Source organism: Actinomadura chibensis NBRC 106107 (assembly GCF_001552135.1).
Lineage (GTDB): Bacteria > Actinomycetota > Actinomycetes > Streptosporangiales > Streptosporangiaceae > Spirillospora > Spirillospora chibensis.
In genome coordinates this window covers 86,378-110,146 of sequence record NZ_BCQP01000001.1, presented here as the reverse complement: position 1 = coordinate 110,146, position 23,769 = coordinate 86,378, and the positions used below count along the sequence as shown (strand labels likewise).

24 protein-coding genes and 3 tRNA genes are annotated in these 23,769 nt (G+C 74.7%); 6 read left to right on the top strand and 21 right to left on the bottom strand.

Features of this window, described 5'->3' with window-relative positions:
- Positions 1-264: 264 nt before the first annotated feature.
- From ACH01S_RS00560 to rsmD, 9 genes are all read right to left on the bottom strand, one after another.
- Positions 265-462, bottom strand: coding sequence for a hypothetical protein (locus ACH01S_RS00560; RefSeq protein ID WP_067883924.1), 198 nt, complete (start codon positions 460-462; stop codon positions 265-267).
- Positions 463-640: 178 nt separating this feature from the next.
- Positions 641-976 (bottom strand): acylphosphatase, encoded by a 336-nt coding sequence (locus ACH01S_RS00555; RefSeq protein ID WP_067884055.1) that lies wholly within the window; start codon positions 974-976, stop codon positions 641-643.
- A gap of 60 nt (positions 977-1,036) precedes the next feature.
- Positions 1,037-1,942, bottom strand: a complete 906-nt coding sequence (mutM, locus tag ACH01S_RS00550; RefSeq protein ID WP_067883921.1) for a bifunctional DNA-formamidopyrimidine glycosylase/DNA-(apurinic or apyrimidinic site) lyase — start codon at positions 1,940-1,942, stop codon at positions 1,037-1,039.
- A complete protein-coding gene (gene rnc, locus ACH01S_RS00545; protein WP_083980089.1) occupies positions 1,935-2,771 on the bottom strand; it encodes a ribonuclease III in 837 nt (278 codons plus the stop codon). Before rnc ends, mutM begins: the two co-directional genes overlap by 8 nt.
- Positions 2,772-3,110: 339 nt before the next feature.
- Positions 3,111-3,290 carry a 50S ribosomal protein L32 gene (rpmF, locus tag ACH01S_RS00540; RefSeq protein ID WP_067883919.1) on the bottom strand — a complete coding sequence of 60 codons (180 nt, stop codon included), beginning with the start codon at positions 3,288-3,290 and terminating at the stop codon, positions 3,111-3,113.
- 1 nt (position 3,291) lies between these two features.
- Entirely contained in the window at positions 3,292-3,939 is a 648-nt protein-coding gene (locus tag ACH01S_RS00535; RefSeq protein ID WP_067883916.1) for a YceD family protein, read from the bottom strand.
- Between the two features lie 112 nt (positions 3,940-4,051).
- The gene (gene coaD / locus ACH01S_RS00530; RefSeq protein WP_067883914.1) at positions 4,052-4,531 is read right to left on the bottom strand and encodes a pantetheine-phosphate adenylyltransferase; all 480 of its coding nucleotides are present in this window, start codon (positions 4,529-4,531) and stop codon (positions 4,052-4,054) included.
- A gap of 95 nt (positions 4,532-4,626) precedes the next feature.
- Positions 4,627-6,078, bottom strand: a complete 1,452-nt coding sequence (locus ACH01S_RS00525) for a penicillin-binding transpeptidase domain-containing protein (RefSeq protein ID WP_083980085.1) — start codon at positions 6,076-6,078, stop codon at positions 4,627-4,629.
- A 30-nt stretch (positions 6,079-6,108) separates the two neighbouring features.
- The gene (rsmD, locus tag ACH01S_RS00520) at positions 6,109-6,675 is read right to left on the bottom strand and encodes a 16S rRNA (guanine(966)-N(2))-methyltransferase RsmD (RefSeq protein WP_067883912.1); all 567 of its coding nucleotides are present in this window, start codon (positions 6,673-6,675) and stop codon (positions 6,109-6,111) included.
- 238 nt (positions 6,676-6,913) lie between these two features.
- Here rsmD and ACH01S_RS00515 point away from each other — a divergent pair, with 238 nt between their 5' ends.
- The gene (locus tag ACH01S_RS00515) at positions 6,914-7,660 is read left to right on the top strand and encodes a hypothetical protein (protein ID WP_067883910.1); all 747 of its coding nucleotides are present in this window, start codon (positions 6,914-6,916) and stop codon (positions 7,658-7,660) included.
- 52 nt (positions 7,661-7,712) lie between these two features.
- Here the strand turns inward: ACH01S_RS00515 and ACH01S_RS44980 are convergent, their stop codons facing one another.
- The 3 genes from ACH01S_RS44980 to ACH01S_RS00500 all read right to left on the bottom strand — a co-directional run bounded on the left by ACH01S_RS44980 (position 7,713) and on the right by ACH01S_RS00500 (position 13,422).
- Positions 7,713-9,485, bottom strand: a complete 1,773-nt coding sequence (locus ACH01S_RS44980) for a serine/threonine protein kinase (RefSeq protein ID WP_067883907.1) — start codon at positions 9,483-9,485, stop codon at positions 7,713-7,715.
- Between the two features lie 127 nt (positions 9,486-9,612).
- On the bottom strand, positions 9,613-11,802 hold the full coding sequence (gene recG / locus ACH01S_RS00505) for an ATP-dependent DNA helicase RecG (protein ID WP_067883905.1): 2,190 nt from the start codon (positions 11,800-11,802) through the stop codon (positions 9,613-9,615).
- A gap of 33 nt (positions 11,803-11,835) precedes the next feature.
- The gene (locus ACH01S_RS00500) at positions 11,836-13,422 is read right to left on the bottom strand and encodes a DAK2 domain-containing protein (RefSeq protein ID WP_067883903.1); all 1,587 of its coding nucleotides are present in this window, start codon (positions 13,420-13,422) and stop codon (positions 11,836-11,838) included.
- Positions 13,423-13,617: 195 nt separating this feature from the next.
- On the opposite strand from ACH01S_RS00500, the gene rpmB reads away from it, so the two are divergent.
- On the top strand, positions 13,618-13,812 hold the full coding sequence (gene rpmB, locus ACH01S_RS00495) for a 50S ribosomal protein L28 (RefSeq protein ID WP_067883900.1): 195 nt from the start codon (positions 13,618-13,620) through the stop codon (positions 13,810-13,812).
- A gap of 87 nt (positions 13,813-13,899) precedes the next feature.
- Here rpmB and thiD read toward each other — a convergent pair whose 3' ends face one another.
- The 3 genes from thiD to ACH01S_RS00480 form a co-directional block, all read right to left on the bottom strand.
- Positions 13,900-14,727 (bottom strand): bifunctional hydroxymethylpyrimidine kinase/phosphomethylpyrimidine kinase, encoded by an 828-nt coding sequence (thiD, locus tag ACH01S_RS00490; protein ID WP_067883898.1) that lies wholly within the window; start codon positions 14,725-14,727, stop codon positions 13,900-13,902.
- 48 nt (positions 14,728-14,775) lie between these two features.
- A complete protein-coding gene (locus ACH01S_RS00485) occupies positions 14,776-15,630 on the bottom strand; it encodes a cellulose binding domain-containing protein (RefSeq protein ID WP_067883896.1) in 855 nt (284 codons plus the stop codon).
- Positions 15,631-15,731: 101 nt separating this feature from the next.
- Positions 15,732-16,652 carry a thiamine-phosphate kinase gene (locus ACH01S_RS00480; protein WP_067883894.1) on the bottom strand — a complete coding sequence of 307 codons (921 nt, stop codon included), beginning with the start codon at positions 16,650-16,652 and terminating at the stop codon, positions 15,732-15,734.
- Between the two features lie 132 nt (positions 16,653-16,784).
- On the opposite strand from ACH01S_RS00480, the gene ACH01S_RS00475 reads away from it, so the two are divergent.
- Both ACH01S_RS00475 and ACH01S_RS00470 read left to right on the top strand, forming a co-directional pair.
- Positions 16,785-17,018 (top strand): Lrp/AsnC ligand binding domain-containing protein, encoded by a 234-nt coding sequence (locus ACH01S_RS00475; protein ID WP_067883891.1) that lies wholly within the window; start codon positions 16,785-16,787, stop codon positions 17,016-17,018.
- Positions 17,005-17,505: a DUF3515 domain-containing protein gene (locus tag ACH01S_RS00470; RefSeq protein WP_246236875.1), complete on the top strand. Its 501-nt coding sequence runs from the start codon at positions 17,005-17,007 to the stop codon at positions 17,503-17,505. Before ACH01S_RS00475 ends, ACH01S_RS00470 begins: the two co-directional genes overlap by 14 nt.
- A gap of 12 nt (positions 17,506-17,517) precedes the next feature.
- Here ACH01S_RS00470 and ACH01S_RS00465 read toward each other — a convergent pair whose 3' ends face one another.
- From ACH01S_RS00465 to ACH01S_RS00455, 4 genes are all read right to left on the bottom strand, one after another.
- Positions 17,518-18,105, bottom strand: coding sequence for a TetR/AcrR family transcriptional regulator (locus tag ACH01S_RS00465; RefSeq protein ID WP_067883889.1), 588 nt, complete (start codon positions 18,103-18,105; stop codon positions 17,518-17,520).
- Between the two features lie 42 nt (positions 18,106-18,147).
- Positions 18,148-18,230 (bottom strand) — tRNA-Tyr (locus ACH01S_RS43145).
- A 28-nt stretch (positions 18,231-18,258) separates the two neighbouring features.
- A tRNA-Leu gene (locus tag ACH01S_RS00460) sits at positions 18,259-18,331 on the bottom strand.
- A gap of 5 nt (positions 18,332-18,336) precedes the next feature.
- Positions 18,337-18,410: transfer RNA gene (locus tag ACH01S_RS00455), tRNA-Leu, on the bottom strand.
- A 340-nt stretch (positions 18,411-18,750) separates the two neighbouring features.
- Here ACH01S_RS00455 and ACH01S_RS00450 point away from each other — a divergent pair.
- A complete protein-coding gene (locus tag ACH01S_RS00450; RefSeq protein ID WP_067883887.1) occupies positions 18,751-19,587 on the top strand; it encodes an NAD(P)-dependent oxidoreductase in 837 nt (278 codons plus the stop codon).
- A gap of 74 nt (positions 19,588-19,661) precedes the next feature.
- On the top strand, positions 19,662-21,575 hold the full coding sequence (locus ACH01S_RS00445; RefSeq protein WP_246236873.1) for a beta-propeller domain-containing protein: 1,914 nt from the start codon (positions 19,662-19,664) through the stop codon (positions 21,573-21,575).
- Between the two features lie 4 nt (positions 21,576-21,579).
- Here ACH01S_RS00445 and ACH01S_RS00440 read toward each other — a convergent pair whose 3' ends face one another.
- Positions 21,580-22,701, bottom strand: a complete 1,122-nt coding sequence (locus ACH01S_RS00440; protein ID WP_067883883.1) for a D-alanine--D-alanine ligase family protein — start codon at positions 22,699-22,701, stop codon at positions 21,580-21,582.
- A gap of 76 nt (positions 22,702-22,777) precedes the next feature.
- Positions 22,778-23,767 (bottom strand): NAD(P)H-dependent glycerol-3-phosphate dehydrogenase, encoded by a 990-nt coding sequence (locus ACH01S_RS00435; RefSeq protein ID WP_067884048.1) that lies wholly within the window; start codon positions 23,765-23,767, stop codon positions 22,778-22,780.
- Positions 23,768-23,769: the final 2 nt, after the last annotated feature.

The following is a 23,769-nucleotide window of genomic DNA, read 5'->3' as shown; positions in this document are numbered from 1 at the left end:
CGCAATGGCTTCTCTCGGACGGAACCTGAGCCGGGGCCACGGCTCGCGCGGCCGGAGGCGCCCCCGGCGCCGGAGGCCGCGCGAGCCGCCGACGCAGGCGACCGCAGCGACGCCCCACCCACCGCAACAGGCACAAGAAACCGCAACGGCGTCGTGAGGATCGCCTGCGTCGCGCGGGGGGTCAGGGGGGTCGCCCCCCCTCGACAAAACAAAGGGACGCCACGTCGCGGCGTCCCTGTTCACACTGGGATTTTCAGGCGCCGATCAGGTCAGCGCCGGTTCACGGTCCTTCACCGCGAGCGACATCACATCGTCGTCCGCCGCCGTCGCAAGCGCGTCGTTCTCCGCCTGGAGCCGTACGAGCTCGGCCTCCAGGTCACGTACGCGCTGCTGAAGGCGCCGCATCTCCGCGACCATCCGGGGGTCGGGACCGCCGACGTGGCCGAGTAGAGCCTTCGCCATGACTAAGGGTCCTCCACGCTGAGTAACCAGCAGGGATCGCGCACGAGAATCAATCGAAGTCGGTGCGCGTATCGTCTAGAGTCGCACCGGCCGCTGTCCTGGTCAAGACGCACATCACAGGCCGGTAACAACCTTCCTCTACTAGTTTAGCAGGTATAAACCAGAACTCCCTACCCGGTCAGCGCTCCACGAAACCCCGGGCCTCGCCGCGGGCCCCGCTCCAGCGCTCCGCGACGCCCGTCACCTTCCCTGGCCGGGCCGTCAGCGCGCCGCTTCCGGAGTCGTCGCCGGTCAGCAGGTCGAGGAGGCGGCGGCAGCGCTCCCGCGGCCCCTCCGCGACGACCTCGACGCGTCCGTCGGACAGGTTGGTGGCGCTGCCGACGAGGCCGAGTTCGAGCGCCCGCGCCCGCACCCACCAGCGGAACCCGACGCCCTGCACGCGGCCCCGCACCCACGCGGTGAGCCGCACGACCTCGTCGCCGCCGTCACTGTGCGCGTCCGTGCCCGCGTCCATGCCCGCGTCCATGGTCTCCCCCGTTCCGCTCATCGGCTCACCGTCCGTCCACGCCCCGCCCTAGTACCGTGCCCGCCGGGGCCGGGGCTGGCACGTCGGGCAGCTGTAGGACGACCGGTTCATGAACTCGTCGCGGCGGATCGGCGTCCCGCAGCGGCGGCACGGCTCGTCGCGCCGCCCGTAGGCGTCGAGGGAGCGCTCGAAGTAGCCGCTCTCGCCGTTCACGTTCACGTACAGGCTGTCGAACGAGGTCCCGCCGACGGCGAGGGCGGCGCCCATGACGTCCTGAGCGGCCGCGAGAAGGCGCGCCGCCTCCGCCCGCGTCATGGTCTCGGTCGGGCGCGCCCAGTGCAGCCTGGCGCGCCACAGGGCCTCGTCGGCGTAGATGTTGCCGACGCCGCTGATCAGTGACTGGTCGAGCAGGGCGCGCTTGACGCCGGTCTTGCGGCGGCGGAGGGCGCGGTAGAACGCGTCGGGGTCGAAGCCCTTCTCCAGCGGGTCGGCGGCGATGTGCGCGATCGGCTCCGGGACGAGCCCCGGGCCGTCCGGGCCGCCGACCGCGTCCGGGACGAGGTCGGCGACCATCAGGTGACCGAACGTCCGCTGGTCGACGAAGCGCAGGTCGTGACCGCCGTCGCCGAACTCGACCCGGACCCGCAGGTGCTTCTCGCGCTCGCGGTCCGGCTCGCCGACGAGGAGCTGCCCGCTCATCCCGAGGTGGGCGAGCAGCGCCTCCCCCGGCTCCGCGCCGTCGGCGTCGGCGCGGAGCGGCAGCCACATGTACTTGCCGCGGCGGCGCGGTGTCAGCACGGTGCGCCCGGCGAGGCGGCCCGCGAAGTCGGCGGGCCCGGCCTCGTGGCGGCGCACCGCGCGCGGGTGCAGCACCTCGGCGGACGCGATCGCGCGACCCGTCGTCCAGCGTTCGAGGCCGCGCCGGACGACCTCGACCTCGGGCAGCTCAGGCACCGGCCTGCGCCGCGTGTCCGGCCTGCTCCTGACCCGCGGGCCCGCGGCCGTCGACAGGCGCCGCCGCGGCGGCGGCCGCGCCGTCCTGCGCCGCGCCGTCCTGGGCCGCCGCCTCCCGCCGCACGACGAGCGCGCGGATCTCGTTCCAGGCGGCCTCGGCGGCGTGCTGCTCGGCCTCCTTCTTGCTGCGCCCCTCGCCGGACCCGTACGTCTGCCCGCCGACCCGCACCGACGCGCGGAACGTCTTCTGGTGGTCGGGGCCGCTCTCGGCGACGTGGTACTCGGGGACGCCGAGCTCCTCCACGGCCGTGAGCTCCTGCAGCGAGGTCTTCCAGTCGAGCCCGGCGCCGAGGCTCGCCGACCGGGTGATCAGCGCGTCGAACAGCCGGTGGACGAGGGCGGACGCCTCGTCCAGCCCCCGGTCGAGGTAGACGGCGCCGATCAGCGCCTCCAGCGTGTCGGCGAGGATGGACGCCTTGTCGCGCCCGCCGGTGCCCTCCTCGCCGCGGCCGAGCCGGATGTGCGCGCCGACGCCGAGGCCGCGCGCGACGCCCGCGAGCGCCCGCATGTTGACGACGGCGGCGCGCAGCTTCGCGAGCTGCCCCTCGGGCAGGTCGGGATGGCCGCGGAACAGGGTGTCGGTGACGACGAGCCCGAGCACCGAGTCGCCGAGGAACTCCAGGCGCTCGTTGGTGGGCAGGCCGCCGTTCTCGTAGGCGTACGAACGGTGCGTCAGCGCCCGTTCGAGCAGTTCGGCGTCCACCTCGACGCCGAGCGCGCCGGTCAGCTCGGCGCGCTCCGGCGCCGGATCGTTCTTCTTGCCGCTCACAAGCCCTCCTCACAGGCTGCGCCGCGCAGTGCGCGGACGCGTCTGCGGCGCGCGGCCGATGGGCCGGACGGCGAGGACGCACGGCGGGGAGGGGTTGTCCGCGAAGACGAGGTGCGCGCCGGTCGGCTGATCCCGGCGTGCACCACGGCTCCGGGCGCTGTGAGCCGCGGTGGACCGCTGCTCGTTCCCGCGCCGGTCACCACGCCGACATCGCGCCGGGGTGGTCGGGTGCCCGTCCTGCCGCATCGGGGGGCGGTCGCGCTGGATCAGTGCGGGGGGCGACCCCCGCACCCCCGAAAGGGTCCTACGCGCGGATCCGCCCCCCGGATGCGAGAAGACTCAGGACGACGGGGCGATGACCTGCCGCCGGTCGTAGGTTCCGCACGTCGCGCACGCGGTGTGCGGCAGCTTCTGGTCGCGGCACGTCGGGCACTCGACCAGCGTCGGCGCCGATGCCTTCCACTGCGCGCGACGGTGCCGCGTGTTGCTGCGCGACTTCTTCCGCTTCGGGACGGCCACGTCAGCCCTCCTGCTTTCGTTCTCGTCGGTCGGCTGTTCCACGGGAGCCGTTGCTCCCGTTCCCCCGGTCGGGCCCGGCGGGCGTGTCGCCCTCAAGGCCCTGCAGCGCCGCCCACCGGGGGTCGACGGCGTCGTCGTGGCGGTGGCCGGGCTCGGCGTCCGCCAGCCGTACACCGCAGTCCGGGCAGAGGCCCGGGCAGTCGTCCCGGCACAGCGGGGACAGCGGCAGCGCGAGGACCACCGCGTCCCGCAGGACGGGTTCGAGGTCGATCAGGTCGCCCTCGAGGCGGAGCTCGTCGTCTGCGGCGTTCCCGCCGGAGCGGGTGTCGTCGTAGACGAAGAGTTCCTGGAAGTCCGCCTCGAAGGTCGAGGCGATCGGGTCGAGGCAGCGCGCGCACTCCCCCTCAAGGGGGACCGTCGCGGTGCCGGTGACGAGCACCCCTTCGAGAACCGCTTCGAGCCGGATGTCCAGCTCGATCGCGGCGCCCGCCGGGACGCCCACCATCTCGACGCCGAAATCCTCCGGTGCCGGCGCGGACAGGCGCTCCTCCCGCGACGACCCGGGTTGCCTGCCCAGAGCTCGGGTGTCGAGCACCAGCGGGGCGTTGGGGTCGAGGCGTGTCAGCGGATTCCTGCTTTCGTGCGGCATGAGAATGACGGCCGTGACTGATGGCCGATGTCCCAGGGTACCGAAGACCCGGGCGAGGTCCCAACTCGCGGCCGTCCGACCAGGGGCGGCGGCGCCGCGCGGCCGCGCCGGGTCAGTCCTCCTTGAGCCGCTTCACGAGCCGCTCGTGGACGGTGTCGGGGACGAGCCCGGAGATGTCCCCGCCGAACTTCACGACCTCTTTCATCAGGCTCGACGACAGGAACGCGTACTCGGGGTTCGTCGCCATGAAGAGGGTCTCCACGCCCGCGATGCGGTGGTTCATCTGGGCCATCTGGAGCTCGTACTCGTAGTCGCTGACGGCCCGCAGCCCGCGGACGATCACCGGGATGTTCTGCTCGCGGCAGTAGTCGACGGTGAGGCCGTAGAACTTGTCGACCTTGACGTTGCCGTACTCCTCCGTGACCTCGGCGATCATGTCGGCGCGCTCGTCCACGGTGAACAGGCTCTTCTTGTTCTTGTTGATCAGCACGGCGACGACCACCTCGTCGTAGAGGCGGGAGGCGCGGCTGATGATGTCGAGATGGCCGTTGGTGACGGGGTCGAACGATCCCGGACAGACGACACGGCGCACGGCGCGAACCCCTTCGGTCCCGGTTTCTGACCTGCGGCGCGAACGTACCAAATCGCGTTCGGCCCGCTTCCACCCGGGCCCTCGAGTCGGTCCCCTCAGGACCCGAGCGCGTCGATGATCTCGGCGGCGACCGGCCCCGACTCGATGCCGTAGCCGGGCGCCTCGGTCATCACCGCGACCGCGTACTCCGGGTCCGAGCGGGGCCCGAACCCGATGAACCAGCGGTCGTTGTAGGAGGCGCCCTCGACGTCGGCGGTGCCGGTCTTGCCGCCGAGGACGGACGTCCCCTTCAGCGACTTCCCGGTGCCGCGCTCGACGACGGCCCGCATCATGTCGCGCATCTGCCGCGCCTGGTCGGCGCTCATCGCCCGGGACAGCTCGGCCGGCGAGAACCTCTCGACCGTCCGGCCGTTCGCCGCGCGGAGCCGGTCGACGAGGCGCGGCTTCATCACGACGCCGTCGTTGAGGATCCCGGCCGCGACCATGGCCATCTGCAGCGGCGAGGCGACCGTGCTGCCCTGCCCGATGGAGCCGAGCGCGCTGAGCGACGGCTCGCCGGTCTCCGGGAACGAGCTCGCGGCGCCGCGCAGCCCCGGCGCGTACCCGATCCGGTCGCCGAACCCGAACCGGGACGCCGCCTCGCGGACGCCGTCGTTGCCGGGCTTCTCCGCGCCCATGAAGGCGAACGTGGTGTTGCACGACTGCGCGTACGCCTCGGCGAGCGGGATCCGGGGCAGGTCGCAGGACCCGCCGATGTCGCCCGCGTCGTTGGCGATCGCCTGCCCGGCGCGCGGCGGCTTGTAGCTGCGCCCGGCCCTGACCTGGGTGTTCTCGCTCGCGCCCGCCTCCAGCGCGGACGCGGCGACGACGGTCTTGAACGTGGAGCCGGGCGGGAACAGCTCGTTCGCCGCCTTGTTGAGCAGCGGCTTCATCGGCTGGTCACCGAGCCGGTCGAACGCCCGCACGGCCTTCTGCCGGTCGAGCGTGGACACCTCGCCCGGGTCGTAGGACGGGGTCGAGGCCATCACCTTGATCGCGCCGGTCTTCGCGTCGAGCACGACCGCCGCCGCGCGCCGCGCGCCCGCGCCGCTCAGCGCGTCGTAGGCCGCCCGCTGCGCCTTCACGTCGACGGTGGACTCGACCGTCCCGCCGGGGACGTGCTTGCCGATGAGCCGGTCGACGAGGTCGGTCGTGGCGAGGCGGGCGTCGCTGCCGTCCAGGAAGTGGTTCTCGGCGTCCTCCAGGCCGGTCTGGGCGAACACGGAGAAGTAGCCGGTGACGGGCGCGAAGACCGGGCCGTCCTTGTAGCGGCGCTGGTAGCGGCCGCCGCCGACCTCGTCCGACCAGGCGAGGCGCTCGCCGTCCGCGACGATCGGGCCGCGGTCGGTCTTGAAGCGGTCCTCGAACTGGCGGGCGTTGAGGGGGTCGTCGCGGAGGTCCTGCGCCTCGAACCCCTGGACGTAGGTGACGTTGGCCATGAGGGCGCCCGCCATCAGGAGCGCGATGATCCAGGTGCGCCCGACGGCACGGTCGATGCCGGGCTTCATGGGGTGGCCTTTACCCGGAGGGCGCCTTCCTCAACGGCCGATCGCGCGTCCGTACCAGAACACCGCCTCTCCGTAACGCCGCTCCCGTTCGGCTTCGTATCCGTCCGGCCATGACAACGACCGGCCGCGGGCCGCGCGTTCCACGACGACCAGCGCGTCCGGCGCCGTCCAGCCGTTGTCGCGGAGGTCGTCCAGGAGGGCGGTGACGGACGCGTCCGCCAGCGCGTAGGGCGGGTCGGCGAAGACCAGGTCGTACGGCTCGTCCGGCGGGCGCCGCACCAGCCGCTCGACCTTCTCCGCGCGCGGGACGGCCCCCGGCAGCCCGAGCGCCGCCGCGTTCCGCCTGATCACCGCCAGCGCGCGCGGATGCGACTCGACCAGCAGCGCGTGCGCCGCGCCCCTGGACAGCGCCTCCAGGCCGACCGCGCCGGACCCGGCGTAGAGGTCGGCGACGCGCAGGCCGTCCAGCGGTCCGAGCAGGGCGAGGACGGTGCCGAACAGCCCCTCCCTGGCGCGGTCGCTGGTCGGCCTGGTGTCGCGCCCCGGCGGGACGTCGAGCCGCCGTCCGCCCGCGCTGCCCGCGATGACCCTGGTCATCCCCCCAGTATCGGGGCGGCGCGGCGGCGGCGCGCCGCGGGCTCCGAACGCGCGTCCCGGCACCCCGATAACGGGCGTTTTCCAAAAAGATCCACAACCTGGGCGGCGCTCTCTTGTGAACCTCCACCCAAATGGGCCGATCGCTGTTCACAACGACTACGGGACGTGTAAACGTGCTCGCAGGTTGTGCAACCAAACCCCTCAGGAGAACCCTGTGCATAACGGTAGGAGACTGGCGGTGACGGCGGGGGCGGCGGTTCTCGGCATCGCGGCCATGAGCGGCGTGTCGCACGCCGAGACCTCCCAGCCCCTCGCCAAGCGGACCGCGCGTCCGCAGACGGCCTCGCCGCTTCTCGGGCTCCGTCTGGACGCGCCGGTCAAGCACGACAAGCGCACGCGCACCACGACCGCCGGGCTGGACCTCGGCGTCGGGGTGAACACGCCCGTGGTCGGCGCGGACGTCCGGCTCAAGGCGCGGGCGTCGGCCGGGCCCGGCGGCGTGAAGGCGGGCGCGCGCGCCGACGCCGGGGTGACCACCCCGGCGGGCGGCGGACAGCGGACGCTCGCCGCCGGCGACCCGAAGCTCCTGGACGTCGGGGCCGGGGCGGGCGCGTCGCTGTCCCCGGGGAGCTCGACGCCGCTGACGGCGAACCTGTCGGCGCACGCCTGCGTCGGCGGCTGCGCCGCCCCGACGCCGCCCACCCCGCCGACTCCCCCGGTCCCGCCGTCGCCGCCGACCCCGCCGGACACGCCCCCGCCGGGCACGCCGACGCCGCCCGGACCGCCGTCCTCGCCGCTGCTGCCGGAGCTGCCGTCCACCCCGGGGATGGGCGCGGGCGCCGTGGCAGCCGAGATCACCCCGCCGAAGGGGCTGCCGTTCACCGGCGCGGACTCGCTGCCGCTGCTGGCGCTCGGCGTCGCCGCCGTCGCCGCGGGCAGCGCGGCGGTCGCCGCGACGCGGCGGCGCACCGTCCGCGAGTCCTGAGCGCTCCGCCCCGAGAAGGGCGCCTTCCCGCGGGGAGGCGCCCTCTCGGCGTCTAGAGGGTCTCGGAGCTGACGACCTTCCAGCCGCCGCCCGCGCGCTGGAGGCCGAGCCGCCGGAACGCGACCCGGTCGGCGTCCGTGCAGCCGTCCTTGCAGGCGCCGAGCGTGACCAGCGCCGTCACCCGGTCGGCCGCGCCGCCCGAGCGGAGGCCGATCTCCACCGGCGTGCCCGCCGCGACGGACGGGTCGCGGGAGACCGCCTCCAGCGCGCCGCGCGCCGCCGTCCCCGGCCACGGCGAGCCCGCCGTGTCGGCGCGGGACGAGCCCGCCTTCAGCGAGAACAGGCTGTCCAGCAGCCAGCCCGCGCCCTGCTTGACCATCGTCGCGCGCATCGGGTCCTGGAGGCGGCTCGGGTCGGCGTTCTCGGCGCGGACCGTCCGCTTCACGTACGCGAGGACGGTGACCCTGCCCGGCGCGGCCGCCACCACCGCCGAGTCGACGACCTCCGTCGCCACCGACCCCTTCTTCTCCTTCAGCTGCTCGCGGTAGTCGCGGGTCGCGAGCTGGCGGTCGTACTCCGTCCCGTACCGGGGCGTGGACGCGCGGTGCGCCGCCGCGACGTCCCGGTCGAGCGTCGCGTGGTCGAGGCTCAGCACCGTCCTGATCGCGTGCGCGGCCGGGGCGACCGCCTCCGCCGCCGCGGCGGGCGGCTCGGCCGGGCCGGTGTCGGCGGTGGCGGGCCTCTCCCCCGAGCCGTCCGACAGCAGCGCCCACGCCGTCGCGCCGACGGCCGCCGCGACCAGCAGCGCGACCCCGGCCGCGGCGAACCCGAGGCCCCGCCGCCGGCGCGGCGGCGGGCCGGTCGGCGGCTGGTACGGCGGGACCGTGCCACCCGAGTCCGTCCCCGTCAGCGTGCCGGGACGGCCGACGGTCGGCGGGTTCGGCGGCGTGCGCTCGTCCCCGGCGAGGTGCGCGCCGGTGCTGAGCGTGTCCTGGACCGGGAGGTCGTCCGGGACGTCGCCGCCGATCAGCCGCAGCAGCACGTGCTGCGCCTCCGGCCGCCGCGCCGGGTCCTTCGCCAGGCACGAGGCGACGACGCCGCGCAGCGAGTCCGGCAGCGCCGACAGGTCGGGCTCGTAGTTCAGGATCCGGTGGAACACGGCGGAGATCGTGTCGTTGCCGAACGGGTGCCGCCCGGTCGCCGCGAACAGCATCGTCGCCGCCCACGTGAACAGGTCGACGCCCGTCCCGAGGTCGGTGTTGGTGACCTGCTCCGGCGCCATGTAGGACGGCGTCCCGACGACCCCGCTGCCCTTCTTCGCCGCCGTGCCGAGGACCCGCGCGATGCCGAAGTCGATGACGCGCGGGCCGTCCGGCCCCATCAGCACGTTGGACGGCTTGAAGTCGCGGTGCAGGATGCCCGCCCGGTGGATCGCCGCGAGCGCCGTGACCGTGCCGATCGCGAGGCGGTCGAGGTTCGTCCCGGTGCGCGGACCCTCGTCGGCGACGAGGCCGCTCAGCGACGGGCCCGGCACGTACTCGCTGACGACGTACGGCAGGTCGCCGGAGATGTCGGCGTCCAGGACCTGCGCCGTGCAGAACCCCGCCACCCGCCCGATCATCGCGAGCTCGCGCTCGAACCGCGCCCGCCACTCCGGGTCGCGGACGTACCGGTCGCGCAGCAGCTTCACCGCCGCGCGGCGGCCGTCGTCCTCGTGGCGTCCGAGGAAGACGATGCTCTGCCCGCCCTCGCCGATCCGTCCGACCAGCTCGTACCGCCCCAGCCTGGCCGGGTCGTTGGGGAGCAGGGGGCCGACCGCCGTCATTGGGAGCTCCTCCGTCGCATGCGAACCCGCGCTACATGTCAGACGTCCGTGATCAACCGTGTGTTCTCAGTATCCAACGGGGGGAACGCCCCAGAGAACCTTCCGGGCGCGCCATTCGGCGCCGGTGTCAGGTCTTTTCGAGGAAGTCGGCGCGCTCCTCGTCCAGGAGGGACGCGAGGACGGTCGCCAGGCCCGGATGGTCGGCGAGCTCGGGATCGGACTCGACCAGCGCGGTCGCCTCGTCGCGGGCGTCGCGGATGACGTCCTCGTCCTTCTGGAGCGTGAGGAGGCGCAGGCTGGACGTGCGGCCCGCCTGCGCCGCGCCGAGCACGTCGCCCTCCCGGCGCTGCTCCAGGTCCAGGCGGGACAGCGCGAAGCCGTCCGTCGTGGACGCGACCGCCGCGAGCCGCTCGCGCGCCTTGCTGCCGGGCTCGGCGTCGGTGACGAGGAGGCACAGGCCGGGGAGGGTGCCGCGCCCCACTCGGCCGCGGAGCTGGTGGAGCTGGGAGACGCCGAACCGGTCGGCGTCCATGATGACCATGACGGTGGCGTTGGGGACGTCCACCCCGACCTCGATCACCGTGGTGGCGAGCAGGACGTCCAGGTCGCGGTCGGTGAACCGGCGCATGACCGCGTCCTTCTCGTCGGGGTGCAGCTTGCCGTGCAGGACGCCGATGCGCAGCCCGGCGAGCAGCTCCTCCAGCTTCGGCAGCACCTCCATGATCCCGAGCGGGGAGCGGCGGCCCTCCTCGTCCGCCGCGACGGCGTCGCCCTCGTCGCCCTCCTGCTCGCCGATGCGCGGGCAGACGATGTAGATCTGGCGGCCCCGCGCGGCCTCCTCCTTGATGCGCTCCCAGGTGCGCGCGAGGAACGCGGGCTTCTCCGGCGGCACCACGTGCGTCCGGATCTCCGACCGGCCCGCCGGGAGCTGCCCGAGGACGGACGTCTCCAGGTCGCCGAACACCGTCATCGCCACCGTGCGCGGGATCGGCGTCGCCGTCATGACGAGGACGTGCGGGCGCCCGCCGCCGGTCTTCTCGCGCAGCGCGTCCCGCTGCTCGACGCCGAAGCGGTGCTGCTCGTCCACGACGACGAGGCCGAGGTCGGCGAACTGGACGGTCTCCTGCAGCAGCGCGTGCGTGCCGACGACGATGCCCGCCGCGCCGGACGCCGCGTCCAGCAGGGCGGCCTTGCGCGCCTTCGCGCCGAGCGACCCGGTGAGCAGCGCGACCCGCGTCGCGTTCTCCGCGCCGCCGATCTGCCCGGCCTCGGCGAGGTCGCCGAGCATCCCGGTGATCGACCGGTAGTGCTGCTGGGCGAGCACCTCGGTCGGCGCGAGCAGCGCCGCCTGCCCGCCGCCGTCCACCACCTGGAGCATCGCCCGCAGCGCGACGACCGTCTTCCCGGCCCCTACGTCGCCTTGGAGGAGGCGGTGCATGGGGTGTTCGACGGCCAGGTCGGCGGCGATCTCGTCGCCCACCTCGCGCTGGCCCTTGGTCAGCTCGAACGGGAGACGCGCGTCGAACTCGGCCAGGAGGCCGCCGAAGGACGGCGGGCGCGGGGTGGCCGGGAGCGCGGCGGCGGCGAGGCGGCGCTGGGCGAGGGCCACCTGGACGACGAACGCCTCGTCCCATTTCAGGCGGGCCCTGGCGCGGCCGAGCTCGTCCCAACTGCGCGGGCGGTGGATGCCCTCGTACGCCTCGCGCAGGCCGATCAGGTGACGGCGGCGCAGCAGCGCCTCGGGCATCGGGTCGGCGGGCAGGGTCAGGTGGTCGAGGACCATGCCGACGGACGTCCCGATCGTCTCGATCGGGAGCGTCTTCGTGGACGGGTAGATCGGGATGATCTCGTCCGCCCACTCCTGCGCGGCCTGCTCGGCGCCCTTCTCGTGGACGACCTTGTACTGCGGGTGGGCGAGCTGCCGCACCGGGCGCCCGCTGCGCGGCCGGTAGGTGCTGATCTTCCCGGCGAACAGGCCGCGGGTGCCGGGCGACAGGTCCTTCTCCGGGCGGTAGGACCCCTTGCGGCCGAAGAAGCTCAGCTTGAGCTCGCCCGTCCCGTCCGTGACGGTGATCTCCAGGACGTAGCCCGGGCTGCGGTTCAGGCTGCGGCCCTGCACCTTCACGACCTCCGCCATGACGGTGACGTGCTCGCCGTCCTCCAGCCCGCTGAGCTGGGTCAGCTCGCCGCGGTGCGCGTAGCGGCGCGGGTAGTGGTGCAGGAGGTCGCCGACGGTGCGCAGGTCGAGGCCCTTCTCCAGGGCCTTGGCCGTCTTGTCGCCGAGGACGTCGCGCAACGGCTCGTCGAGGTTCGCCACGCAGTCTTTTCTAGCCCAAAGCGGCGGCGCGTATCACTCCACGCCGACGAGGAGCGGGTATTTCTCCTGCCCGCCGTCGTAGACCCCGGCCTCCACGTCGGGATGGACGCGGCGCAGATGCCCGTCGAGGACGGCGGCGAGGCCGGGCGGCGCGTCCCGTCCGACGACCAGCGTGACCAGCTCCCCGCCGCCGGACAGCATCCGGTCAAGGACGTGCCGGGCCACGTCTTCGACGTCCGCGCCGATCGTCGCGACGTCGCCCTCGATCAGCCCGAGGACGTCGCCCGGCCGGCACAGCCCGACGCTCGTCACCGCCTCCCGGTCGGCGACCTCCAGGTGACCGAAGCGCGTCGCCCCGGCCGCGCGGGTCATCTCGATCACGTCCTCGCCGAAGCGGCGCAGCGGGTCGTGCACCGCGAGCGCCGCCAGCGCCTGGACGGACGCCTTCGCGGGCACGACCTCGATCCGCGCGCCCGCGTCCCGGGCCCGCTCGGCGGCGGCCTCGGCCAGGGCGAGGACCTCCGGCCCGTCCGGCAGGACGGCCACCTCGCCGCCCGCCGCGAGGATCGCCTCCGCCAGCACCGCGAGCGGCGGCACGGCGTCCGGCGGGCGGCGGACGACCCGCGCGCCGCTCTCCTCGAACAGCGCGGCGAGCCCGGCGGCGGCGGTCACCGCGACGACCGCGCGGCCGGTGCGCGGCGCGTGCGGCCCCCCGGTCGGGGCGTGCAGGCAGGTGACGCGGATCCGGTGCGGACGGCCCGCGCCGAGCCCCGCCTCGACGGCGGCCCCCGCGTCGTCCACGTGGACGTGGACGTTCCACAGCCCGTCCCCGCCGACCACGACGAGGGAGTCGCCGAGGGCGTCGAGCCGTTCGCGCAGCGGGTGGACGGCGTCGTCGGGCGCGTCCAGCAGGTACATGACCTCGTAGCCGGGTCCGGACGGCGCGGCGGGCGCCGGGGCCGGGGCGCCGGGCGCGCGGGCCGGGACCTCGTAGCGCTCCGGGTACTCGTCGGTGAGCACGGCCGCGAGCGCGTCGAGGACGACGCAGAGCCCGGCGGCGCCCGCGTCCACGACGCCCGCGCGGGCGAGGACGTCGAGCTGCCCGGTCGTGGCGCGCAGCGCGCGGCGGGCGCCGCCCGCCGCCGCCCGGGAGACGCCCGCGAGGTCGTCGGCCCCGGCGGCCGCGCCCGCGGCCGCCGCCGCGGCGAGCACGCTCAGGATCGTGCCCTCGACGGGATGCTCGACCGCTCCCCTGGCCAGCGCGGACGCGTGCCCCAGCGCGGCGGCGAGCGCGGCGCCGTCGGGCGGCGCGTCCAGCGGGCCGAGGACGTCGGCGAGCCCGCGGAGCACCTGGCTGAGGATCACCCCGGAGTTGCCCCGCGCGCCGAGCAGCGCGCCCCGCGCCAGCGCCCGCCAGGCATCGGGGGCGCCCGCGCCGGGCGGGAGGGCGTCCAGCGCGTCCGCCGCCGCGCGGACGGTCAGGTGCATGTTGGTGCCGGTGTCGCCGTCCGGGACGGGGAACACGTTCAGCGCGTCGATCTCCGTCCGGGCGCGGGCGAGCGCGTCCGCCGCGACGCCGCACCACCGGCGCACCGCCGCGCCGTCGAGGACCTCGCCCAACGCCCGCCCCCTCACCGCCGCTCCGGCCGCGCGTGCGGCCGCGGCCGATTCGCCTACCCGACGCGCCGTCGGCTACTCTGATCCATGCGCCTCGTCCGGGGCGCTCGTCAGTGAGCACCCATGATGCCCGGTTCGCCCGCCCGCGGCGGCCGGGGCGGCGCTCCGTCAGAGCTTCGACACCACTTGGAGTTTCCCGTGGCTTCCGTCTGCGACGTCTGCGGCAAGGGACCCGGTTTCGGCATGCGCGTCTCCCACTCGCACCGCCGCACCCCGCGCCGCTGGAACCCCAACATCCAGCGCGTGCGCGCCGTCGTGAACGGCGCCACCAAGCGGATCAACGCCTGCACGTCCTGCATCAAGGCCGGCAAGGTCGTCAAGCCGACCGTCTGAGGTCCGGCGCGGCCGGTCCTCCGCAGCCAGTCCATCGGAGCATCCGGTGGACTGGCTTTCGCATGTCCGGGGCCCGGGGACGCCCGGTCAGCCGCGCCAGCGCCAGCCGTGGTCGACCGGGCCGATGCCCGCGCCGAGCGGGAAGCCCGCCGCGATCGCGCCGGTCACGTACTCCTTCGCCGCCGCCACCGCCGCCGGGACGTCGTCGCCGAGCGCCAGCCGGGACGCGATCGCCGAGGCGAGCGTGCAGCCCGTCCCGTGCGTGTGCCGGTTGTCGTGCCGGGGCGCGGTGAAGCGGTGCTCGCGCTCCCCGTCGAACAGCAGGTCGGCGGGCTCGCCCGGCAGGTGCCCGCCCTTGATCAGCACCCAGCGCGGGCCGAGCGCCTTCATCGCCTCGGCGGCCTCGCGAAGGCCCGACTCGTCCACGACCTTGACGCCGGTGAGCTGCTCCACCTCGTAGAGATTGGGCGTGACGACGGTCGCGGCCGGGATCAGCGCCGACCGGACGGCGTGCACGGCGTCCGGCGCGAGCAGCGAGTCGCCGTGCTTGGACACCCCGACCGGGTCGACGACGGCGGGCGCGTCCGACGCCGCCAGCGCCTCAGCGACGATCTCGACCAGGCCGCTCGACGCGAGCATCCCCGTCTTGATCGCGTGCACGCCGATGTCGGACAGGACGGAGTCGAGCTGCGCGCGCACCGCCTCCGGCGGCAGCTCCCAGTACCCCTGGACGCCGAGCGAGTTCTGCGCGGTGACGGCCGCGACGACGCTCATCCCGTGGACGCCGAGGGCGAGCATGGTCTTCAGGTCCGCCTGGATCCCGGCGCCGCCGCCGGAGTCGGACCCCGCGATCGTGAGCACGAGCGGCGGGGCCTGGACGGGCGCGGCGGACGGAACGGGCGAGGTGGACGTCATGGCGTCCACTTTATGGCGTTACGAGTATCCGAACCGCGCCGGGCGATCTCAGATCATGACGCAGGGGCGGCTGTTCATCACGCAGGTCGACGGCTTCGCGGGCGTCCCCCGCGCGGCGAAGACGACCCGCACGGTCGCGCCGGGCGCGATCGCCGCGCGGCCGCGGACGAACGGGACCTTCCCCGTCCGGACGACGGCGGCGCCGCTCACCGCCGTCACCGAAGCGCTGTCGATCTTGAAGGCGAGCGCCCACGCGGCGACCGGCCGCGGGCCCTTGTTCGCGATCGTGGCGGTGAAGGCGAACCCGCCGGGCTTGCGGGACGCGACCCGGAACGCGACGACGAGCCCGTCCGTCCGGCCCGCGCCGCGGCTGGCGCGCTCGCCGGGCCCGCGCTGGGACACCTGGTTGTCGCGCGGGTCGGGCTGCGAGTCGCGGGCCGGGGCGCCGCCCGCGAAGTTGAGGGAGATCTGCTGCGTGCTCAGCGCGTAGGCGACGATCCCGACCGCGATGACGAGCGCGACGATCGGCAGCATCGGGACGGGCAGCACCGAGAGGAGCTTGAGCCGCCCGCGCCCGCCCGGCTTCTCGGACGGGTCGGTCCACGGGTCGGGAGGGTCGGCGGGATGGGCGCCGGAGGCGTCGGGGTAGTCGCCCGGGAGCGGCTCGAACCGGTAGTCGTAGGGCGGGTCGTCCGGGTATCCGGGGTGCTCGGAGTATTCGGGGCCGGGCGCGGGTCCCGTCGAGGTGGTCTCGTGCGGCGACACGTAGAGCCGGTCGTCGGCGGGGCCGGAGTAGGCGTCGAAGGGCGGTGCGGGCGGAGCGCCGTAGTACGGGCCCTGGGACGCGCGGGCGTCCGGTGCGGGCTCGTCATCCGGTTGACCGAGCTTGGTGTGTCGTCCCATCCCATCCCTCTTCGATCACACGGATGTATACCAAACCCTCACCAACCATGCCTACAAGACGCGTCAACGCGCACGTAAGGGCGTGCGCGGCGCGGCGCCTCTCACGTCGGGAAATGATCCCACGCGCCGGGGGGCGGCTCGCGCCCGTCCACACGGACACCTGTCCCTTCGGTGACGGTCCCGATCCGCGTCCAGGACGGGGGCAGGGCGGCCCCGGCGGGGAACGTCGCGGCGAAGGCGTGGTCCTCGCCGCCGGTGAGGGCGTGCCGGAGCCCGTCCGGCCCGAGGACCGCCGGGACGGGCACCGCCGCCGAGTCGACCTCGACGCGGACGCCGCTCGCCGCCGCGATGTGCCCGAGGTCCTGGACGAGACCGTCGCTCACGTCCAGCAGCGCGGTGGCCCCGGCCGCCCGCGCCTCCGCCCCCGCCGCGTACGGGGGGCGCGGCCGCCGGTGCGCCTCGGTCAGCTCGGCGGGGCCGTCGCGTCCGGCGGCGAGCAGCGCGAGGCCGGCCGCGGCGAAGCCGAGCCGCCCGCGCACGGCCACGGCGTCGCCCGGCCGCGCCCCGGCGCGGGTGAGCGGCGCCGCGCCGCCGAGGTCGCCGAGCGCGGTGACGGCGAGGGTGACCTCCGGCGCGCCGACGACGTCCCCGCCCGCGACCGACGCCCCGGCCGCCCGGCACTCGTGCGCGAGCCCGTCGTAGAGCCGCTCCGCCCATTCGACGTCCGTCGCGGGCGGCGCGGCGAAGCCGACGAGCAGCGCGGTCGGGCGGGCGCCCATCGCGACGACGTCGGCGAGGTTCTGCGCGGCGGCCTTGCGGCCGATGTCGTAGGGGCCGGACCAGTCGCGGCGGAAGTGGCGGCCCTCGACCAGGACGTCCGTCGTGGCGACGACACGCCCGTCCGGCGCGGCGATCACGGCCGCGTCGTCGCCCGGTCCGAGCCGCACGTCCGGGCCCTGCGGGAGCCGCCGGGTCAGCCTGGCGATCAGCGCGAACTCCCCCAGGTCACCGATCGTCCCCATCCCGCCGATTTCCCCCTGTTCCACGCGTCCCGGACGCGGCCGTCCGGCCCGCGCGCCCCCCGCCGCCCGCGGCGGCGCGTAACACGATACGGTGAACCGTCCGACGTAGATTCTCCGCCCGGGGAGGACGTGATGGTGCAGGCCTACATCCTCATCCAGACCGAAGTCGGCAAGGCGGCCGAGGTGGCTGGCCACATCTCCGGCATAACGGGCGTCAGGCTGGCGGAGGACGTCACGGGCCCCTATGACGTGATCGTCCGAGCGGAGGCGCGCAATGTGGACGAGCTGGGCAAGCTCGTCGTCGCGCAGATCCAGTCGGTCGAAGGCATCACGCGCACCCTCACCTGCCCGATTGTCCACATCTGAGGCGTCGTCCCGGCGGCTCGCGCCGCACGGGCGCGCGGCGCGGGCGGCGGCCGTCCTCGGCGCGCTGGCGCTGCTGGCCGCGGCGTGCGGCGAGGGCGCCGTGCGGGTGCCCGTCCCCGGGCCGGACGCGGCGACGCGCCGCCTGTGCGAGGGCCTCCGGCTCCCCGAGAAGGTGCGCGGCCTGGAGCGCCGCGACACCTCCCCCGACTCGCCGCTGACCGCCGCCTGGGGCTCCCCCGCGATCGCGCTGCGCTGCGGGGTGCCGCGTCCGGCCGCGCTCCGCCCCGACGCCCAGCTCGTGACGATCAACGGGATCGACTGGTTCGGGCAGCCGACCGACCGCCCGGTGACGTTCACCGCGGTCGCGCGGCAGGCGTACGTCGAGGTGACGGTGCCGCCCAAGTACAACCCGGCCGGGGACGCGCTGATCGAGCTGGGCCCGTCGATCAAGGCGACGATTCCACAGAAGCCCGAAGGCCAGATCTGAGCGTCCGCACCGTCATCCGGTGGGGGCGGGCAGGATGAGTTCCGCCGTCTCGGCGAGACGGTCGGCCATGCGCGCGTAGGACGCGCACCCCATCCCCGCGTGGACGAGCGCCCCGGCGCAGGCCAGTTCCAGCGCGCCGAGGAGGTTCGGGGAGTCGTGCTCGCCCAGCGCGGCCCGCAGCCGCTCGCGGATCGCGGCGCCGATCCGCGTCCGCAGCTCGCGGACGTCGGGGCCCGCGCCGAGCAGCGCGGCGGCGCAGGCGGCGGCGAGTTCGGGCTCGTCCGACACCAGCAGCGCGATCTCCCGCAGCACGCCGGTCACGCGGTCGCGGGGCGCGCCGCCGGGCGCGACGGCGGGCAGCGCGGCGAGCCGCCGCCAGAGCACCTCGGCGATCAGGTGGTCCTTGGACGCGAAGTAGGTGTAGGCGGTGGCGGGCGCGACCCCGGCCCGCCGCGCCACGTTCCGGACGGTGAGCCCCGCGAACCCGGTCTCGCCCACCTCGGCGACGGCGGCGCCGGTGAGCCGCCGGACCGTGTCGGCCCGCCGCCCGGTGAGGCGGCGCCGGGTGGCCTCGACCTCCGGAGACTCGTCCTTGGACACGTGTCCAGACGCTAGTTCGGCGAGGTCGCCGCCGCAAGCGGGTGGGGCGGGTGGGAGTCGAACCCACTCAGCGCGTGGCACCTGGGTTACAGCCAGGCCCGACTCTCCGGCGTCGGCGCCGCCCCATGCGCGGGGCCCCCGGGACCCGCGCCGTACCTCCGGAGGGATTCGAACCCCCACCACACGGCACCTCATGCCGCTGTCTCTGCCATTGGACTACGGAGGCGTGCGTACGGCCCCCGGGATTCGAACCCGGAACAACCACTTCCTGAAAGTGGCCTCTCTGCCAATTGGAGTAGAGCCGCGTGAAAGCGATTCGCATGAGGCGGCGTCACTCGCGGCGGCTCGGCCGGGAACGGCCTCTAGGAGGCGGGATACCGGCCGGGGCGGGCGTGCGACGCCGAGGGCAGTCTAAGTCGGTACTGCTCCAGAGCCATGGCCGGTCCTCCTCTCGGAGCCTCGTGTTTCGGGCTGACGTCGTCCACGATGCCATCGCCGCGCGAATGGCCGCAACGCAATTTCCGGCGGTTCGCGGGAGCGGGCGCGCCGCGCCGCCGGGCGGCGGAACTCCGGGGGCGGTATGGCGGGGAAAGTCGGCCAAGAGAGGATGGCGGCGGTTGTCGGCGGAGGAGAGGCGGACCGTTCATGGCAGTGGGGTTCATCGGGCTGGGGCAGATGGGCGCGCCGATGGCGGCGCGCCTCGCCGGGCGCGGCCTCGTCGTCTACGACGCCCGCGCGGAGGCGATGGCGCCGCTCGCGCGGGCGGGCGCGCGGGCGGCGCGCAGCGTCGCCGACGTCGCCGCGCACGCCGACCTGGTGTCCGTCATGGTCCGGGACGACGCGCAGGTGCGCGAGGTCGGAGACGAGGTGCTGGCGAGCGCGCGTCCTGGAACGGTCCTCGCGATCCACTCGACGATCCGCGCGGCGACGGCCGAGGAGCTCGCCGAACGCGCCCTCCGGTACGCCATCCACGTCGTGGACGCCCCGGTCAGCGGCGGCTCCGCGGGCGCGGACGCGGGCGCCCTCGCGGTCATGGTCGGCGGGACGGACGAGGCGTTCGAGCGCTGCCGCGAGCCGTTCGGCGCGTGGGCGGACCTCGTCCTGCACATGGGCCCGGTCGGCGCGGGCACCCGCGCGAAGATCGCCCGGAACCTGCTGCACTACGTCGCGTACACGGCCGCCGCGGAGTCGCAGCGGCTGGCGGAGGCGGCCGGGGTGCCGCTGCGCGACCTCGGGCGGATCGTCCGGCACACGGACGCGATCACCGGCGGGCCCGGCATGCTCATGCTCCGCGACACGACCGCGCCGCTGAAGCCGGACGGCGACCTCCACGACACGATGCGGCACGTCCGCGACCTCGGTGAGAAGGACCTCGCGCTCGCCCTGGAACTGGCGGACGAACTGGACGTCGACCTCCCGCTCACCCGCCTCGCCAGGGAGAACCTGTCGGCCGGACTCGGCCTGCCAGATACATCCGACTAAATCCACCTAAAGGGGAACCTGGGCGGGTTCGCAGGCGTCCAAGGTCCATGCGTGGACGCACACTCGCATCGTCCGTGACAGCGCTCGCCCTGGCCGGGACGGCCGGATGCGGCGGCTCGCCCGGCGCCGCGCCCCGTCCCACCCCGTCGGCGAAGGAGATCCGGCTCGTCGCCTACGACGGCTGCGACGCGCTCCTCGACGGCCTGCGCCGCGCGACGGCGGACCGGGTCGGCCCGTACGGGCTGGGCGGCGTCCCCGGCCTGGTCCCGCTGGAGGGCGACACCGCGCTGCGCAAGGGCCCGCAGGCTGCGCAGCCGGGCGCCCCGGGCGCGGCGCCGCCGCCGGGCACGCCCGAGCACTCCACCACCAACTCGCACGAGCCGGGCGCGGACGAGCCCGACCTCGTCAAGACCGACGGCCGCCGCATCGTGACCGTGACCGGCGGCGAGCTGCGCGTCATCGACCCGGCGACCCGCAAGGTCGCGCACACCATGGACCTGCCGGGCGCCGGCGGCGCCTTCCGCGGCGGCGACGCGCAGCTCCTGCTCAGCGGCGACCGCGCGCTCGTGACCACCGAGCAGCCGACGATGCTCCCGATGGAGCGCCGTCCCGTCCCCGGCCCGGGCGGGTTCGACGACCTGCCGACGCCGCCCGCCGCGCCGACGACGCGGCTGACGCTCGTCGACCTGTCCGCCGCGCCGAAGGTCGTCGGCACGATGACGACCGACGCCGCCTACGTCGACGCGCGGCAGACCGGCTCGACGGTGCGGGTCGTCATGCGGTCCACGCCGCGGATCGAGTTCCCCGGCGGGACCGGCGGCAAGGGCGAGAAGCACGCGGCCGAGGCGAACCGCGCCGCCGTGCTGAAGGCGCCGCTCGACGCGTGGCTCCCGTCCTTCCGGACCGACGACGGAGGCGGCGGCCACGCCGCGACCTACCGGAGCCCGTGCGACCAGGTGAGCCGTCCGTCCTCCTACGGCGGGTCGTCGCTGCTGTCGGTGCTGACGTTCGACCTGGCGAAGGGGCTCGGCGACCCGAAGGCCATCGCCGTCGCCGCCGACGGGACGACCGTCTACGGCAACGGCAGGAGCCTGTACGTCACCGGCACTCCCCCGACGCCCTACCGGTGGAACGCGCCCCAACGCGTCCCCGAGCCGCGCACCGACGTCTACAAGTTCGACGTCGCCGGGACCGGCCGCCCCCGCTACGTCGCGGCCGGATCGGTGAAGGGCTTCCTGCTCAACCAGTACTCGCTGTCGGAACTGGACGGGAACCTGCGGCTGGCGACGACCACCAGCCGGATCGACGCGCGCGAGCGCACGTCGGAGAGCGCGGTGTACGTGCTCGGGCAGCACGGCGGACGCCTCGACGAGATCGGCCGCGTCGGCGGGCTCGGCAAGGGCGAGCGGATCTACTCCGTCCGGTTCCTCGGGACGACCGCCTACGTCGTGACGTTCCGCCAGGTCGACCCGCTCTACACGGTCGACCTGAAGGACCCGAGGCGGCCCCGGATCGGCGGCGAGCTGAAGATCACCGGCTACTCCGCGTACCTGCACCCGCTGGCGGACGGGCGGCTGCTCGGCGTCGGCCGGGACGCCGACGCGTCCGGCCGGACGCTCGGCCTCCAGGTCTCGCTGTTCGACGTGTCCGGCGCGCGACCTCGCAAGGTCGCGTCCTACCGGCTGGCGGACGCCTCGTCCCAGGCGGAGTTCGAGCCGCACGCGTTCCTGTACTGGCCGCCGTCCGGCCTCACCGTCATCCCGGTGATGAACCCGGGCGGCGGGACGAGCGAGGCCCTCGTCCTCAAGGTCGGCGGGACGTCCATCACCAAGGCCGGGGCCGTCCGGCATCCGGACACCGAGCGGTTCGGCAACGGCGTGCGGCGCTCGCTCATCGTCGGGACCACCCTCTGGACGTTCTCCGACGACGGCGCCCGCGCCACCGACGCCGCCACGCTGAAGGACGCCGCGTGGCTGCCGTTCCGGTGACGGGTCAGCGCAGGCCGGTGGAGCGGCCGAGCGCGGTCTGGATGAGCCGGTCGACGAGCGCCGGGTAGTCGAGCCCGGTCGCCGCCCACATCTGCGGGAACGCCGACGCCGGGGTGAAGCCCGGCATCGTGTTGATCTCGTTGAGGACCCAGCCGCCGTCCGGCGTGTGGAAGAAGTCGACGCGGGCGAGGCCCTCGCAGTCGAGCGCGTCGAACGCCTGCACGGCGATCCGGCGGACCTCCTCGATCGCGGCGGGCGGCAGGTCGGGCGGGATCGCGAGGCTGGTGGACCCGTCGAGGTACTTGGTCTCGAAGTCGTAGAAGTCGTGCGCGTCCGCCATCTTGATCTCGGCGGGCAGGCTCGCCTCGGCCGGGCCGTCGTCCACGCCCTGCAGGACGCCGCACTCGATCTCGCGCCCCTCGACCGCCGCCTCCACGATGACCTTCGGGTCGTGCTCGCGGGCCGCGTCGACCGCGGCCTCCAGGTCGGCCTCGGCGGTGACGCGGCTGATGCCCATGCTCGACCCGGCGCGGGCGGGCTTGACGAACACCGCGCGGCCGTCGGCGAGCCCCAGTTCCTTGATCTCGTCGATCTTGCGCTTGCGCTCGCGCCGCCACTCCCGGTCGCCGACGAGGACGTACGGGCCGACGGGCAGGCCGCGCGCCTGCCAGACGAGCTTCATGAACCCCTTGTCCATGCCGACCGCGCTCGCCAGCACCCCGGCGCCGACGTACCGGACGCCCGCGAGGTCGAGGAGGCCCTGGATGGTGCCGTCCTCGCCGTAGGGGCCGTGCAGCAGCGGCAGGACGACGTCGACGTCGCCGAGCGTCGCGGGGACCTTGCCCTGCTCGACGACGATCAGCCCGCGGCTGTCCGGGTCGAACGGCAGCGCGAGGACGCCGCCGGAGCCCGTCACCTCGGGCAGCCGCCCGTCCTCGATGGCGAGCCGCAGGTCGGCGGGCGGCAGGACCCAGCGGCCGTCGCGGGCGATGCCGATCGGCACCACCTCGTACCGGTCCCGGTCGATGGCGGCCATGACGGCCCCGGCGGTGACGCAGGAGATCGCGTGCTCTGAGCTGCGTCCGCCGAAGACGACGGCCACGCGCGTCTTTGAAACCTGGGACATGAGGCCCGACCCTACCGGTGATCAGTCCGCGACGGCCATGAGCGGGCCGCCCGCGCCCCCGGGCCGCGGCGGCCGTTCACACCCCGTACCGCTCGGGCTTCGGGGAGCGCGAGATCAGCGAGATCGCCGCCTCCTTGATCGGCATGCCGTGGTGCAGGACGGCCGTGACCGCCTCCGTGATCGGCATCTCCACGTTGTGCTTGCGGGCGAGCTCCAGCACCGGCTCGGACGACTTCACGCCCTCCGCCGTCTGCTTGGTGACGGCGATGACCTCCTCCAGCGTCATGCCGCGGCCGAGGTTCACGCCGAACGTCCGGTTGCGGGACAGCGGCGACATGCACGTCCCGACGAGGTCGCCCATCCCGGCGAGGCCCGCGAAGGTGTGCTCGTCCGCGCCGAGCGCCGCGCCCAGCCGGGCGATCTCGGCGAGCCCGCGGGTCATCAGCACCGCCTGCGTGCTCGCGCCGAACCCGAGCCCGGCCGCCATCCCGACGCACAGCGCGACGATGTTCTTCACCGCGCCGCCGAGCTCGCAGCCCACCACGTCCGTGGAGGTGTAGACGCGGAAGTACGGCGTCATCGTCGCGGCCTGGAGCCGCTGGGCGACGGCCTCGTCCGCGCAGCCCGCGACGGCCGCGCCCGGCTCGCCGGTCGCGATCTCGCGCGCCAGGTTCGGCCCGCTGAACAGCGCGACCCGGTCCGCGGGGACGTCGGCGACCTCCCGGATCACCTCCGACATCCGCCGCGTCGTGCCGAGCTCGACGCCCTTCATCAGGCTGACCAGGACGGCGTCCGGCGGCAGCAGCGGCACCCACGCGGCGAGGTTCCGCCGGAGCGTCTGCGCCGGGACGGCCAGCGCGACGAAGTCGGCGCCGCGCAGCGCCTCCGCCGGGTCGAGCGTCGCCCGGACGGCCGCGGGCAGCGGCACGCCGGGCAGGTAGTCGGGGTTCTCGTGCCGCTCGTTGATCGCCTCGACGACCTCCGGGCGGCGGCCCCACAGCACGACCTCGCCGCCCGCGTCGTTGAGGAGCTTCGTGAACGTCGTCCCCCAGGAACCGGCCCCCATCA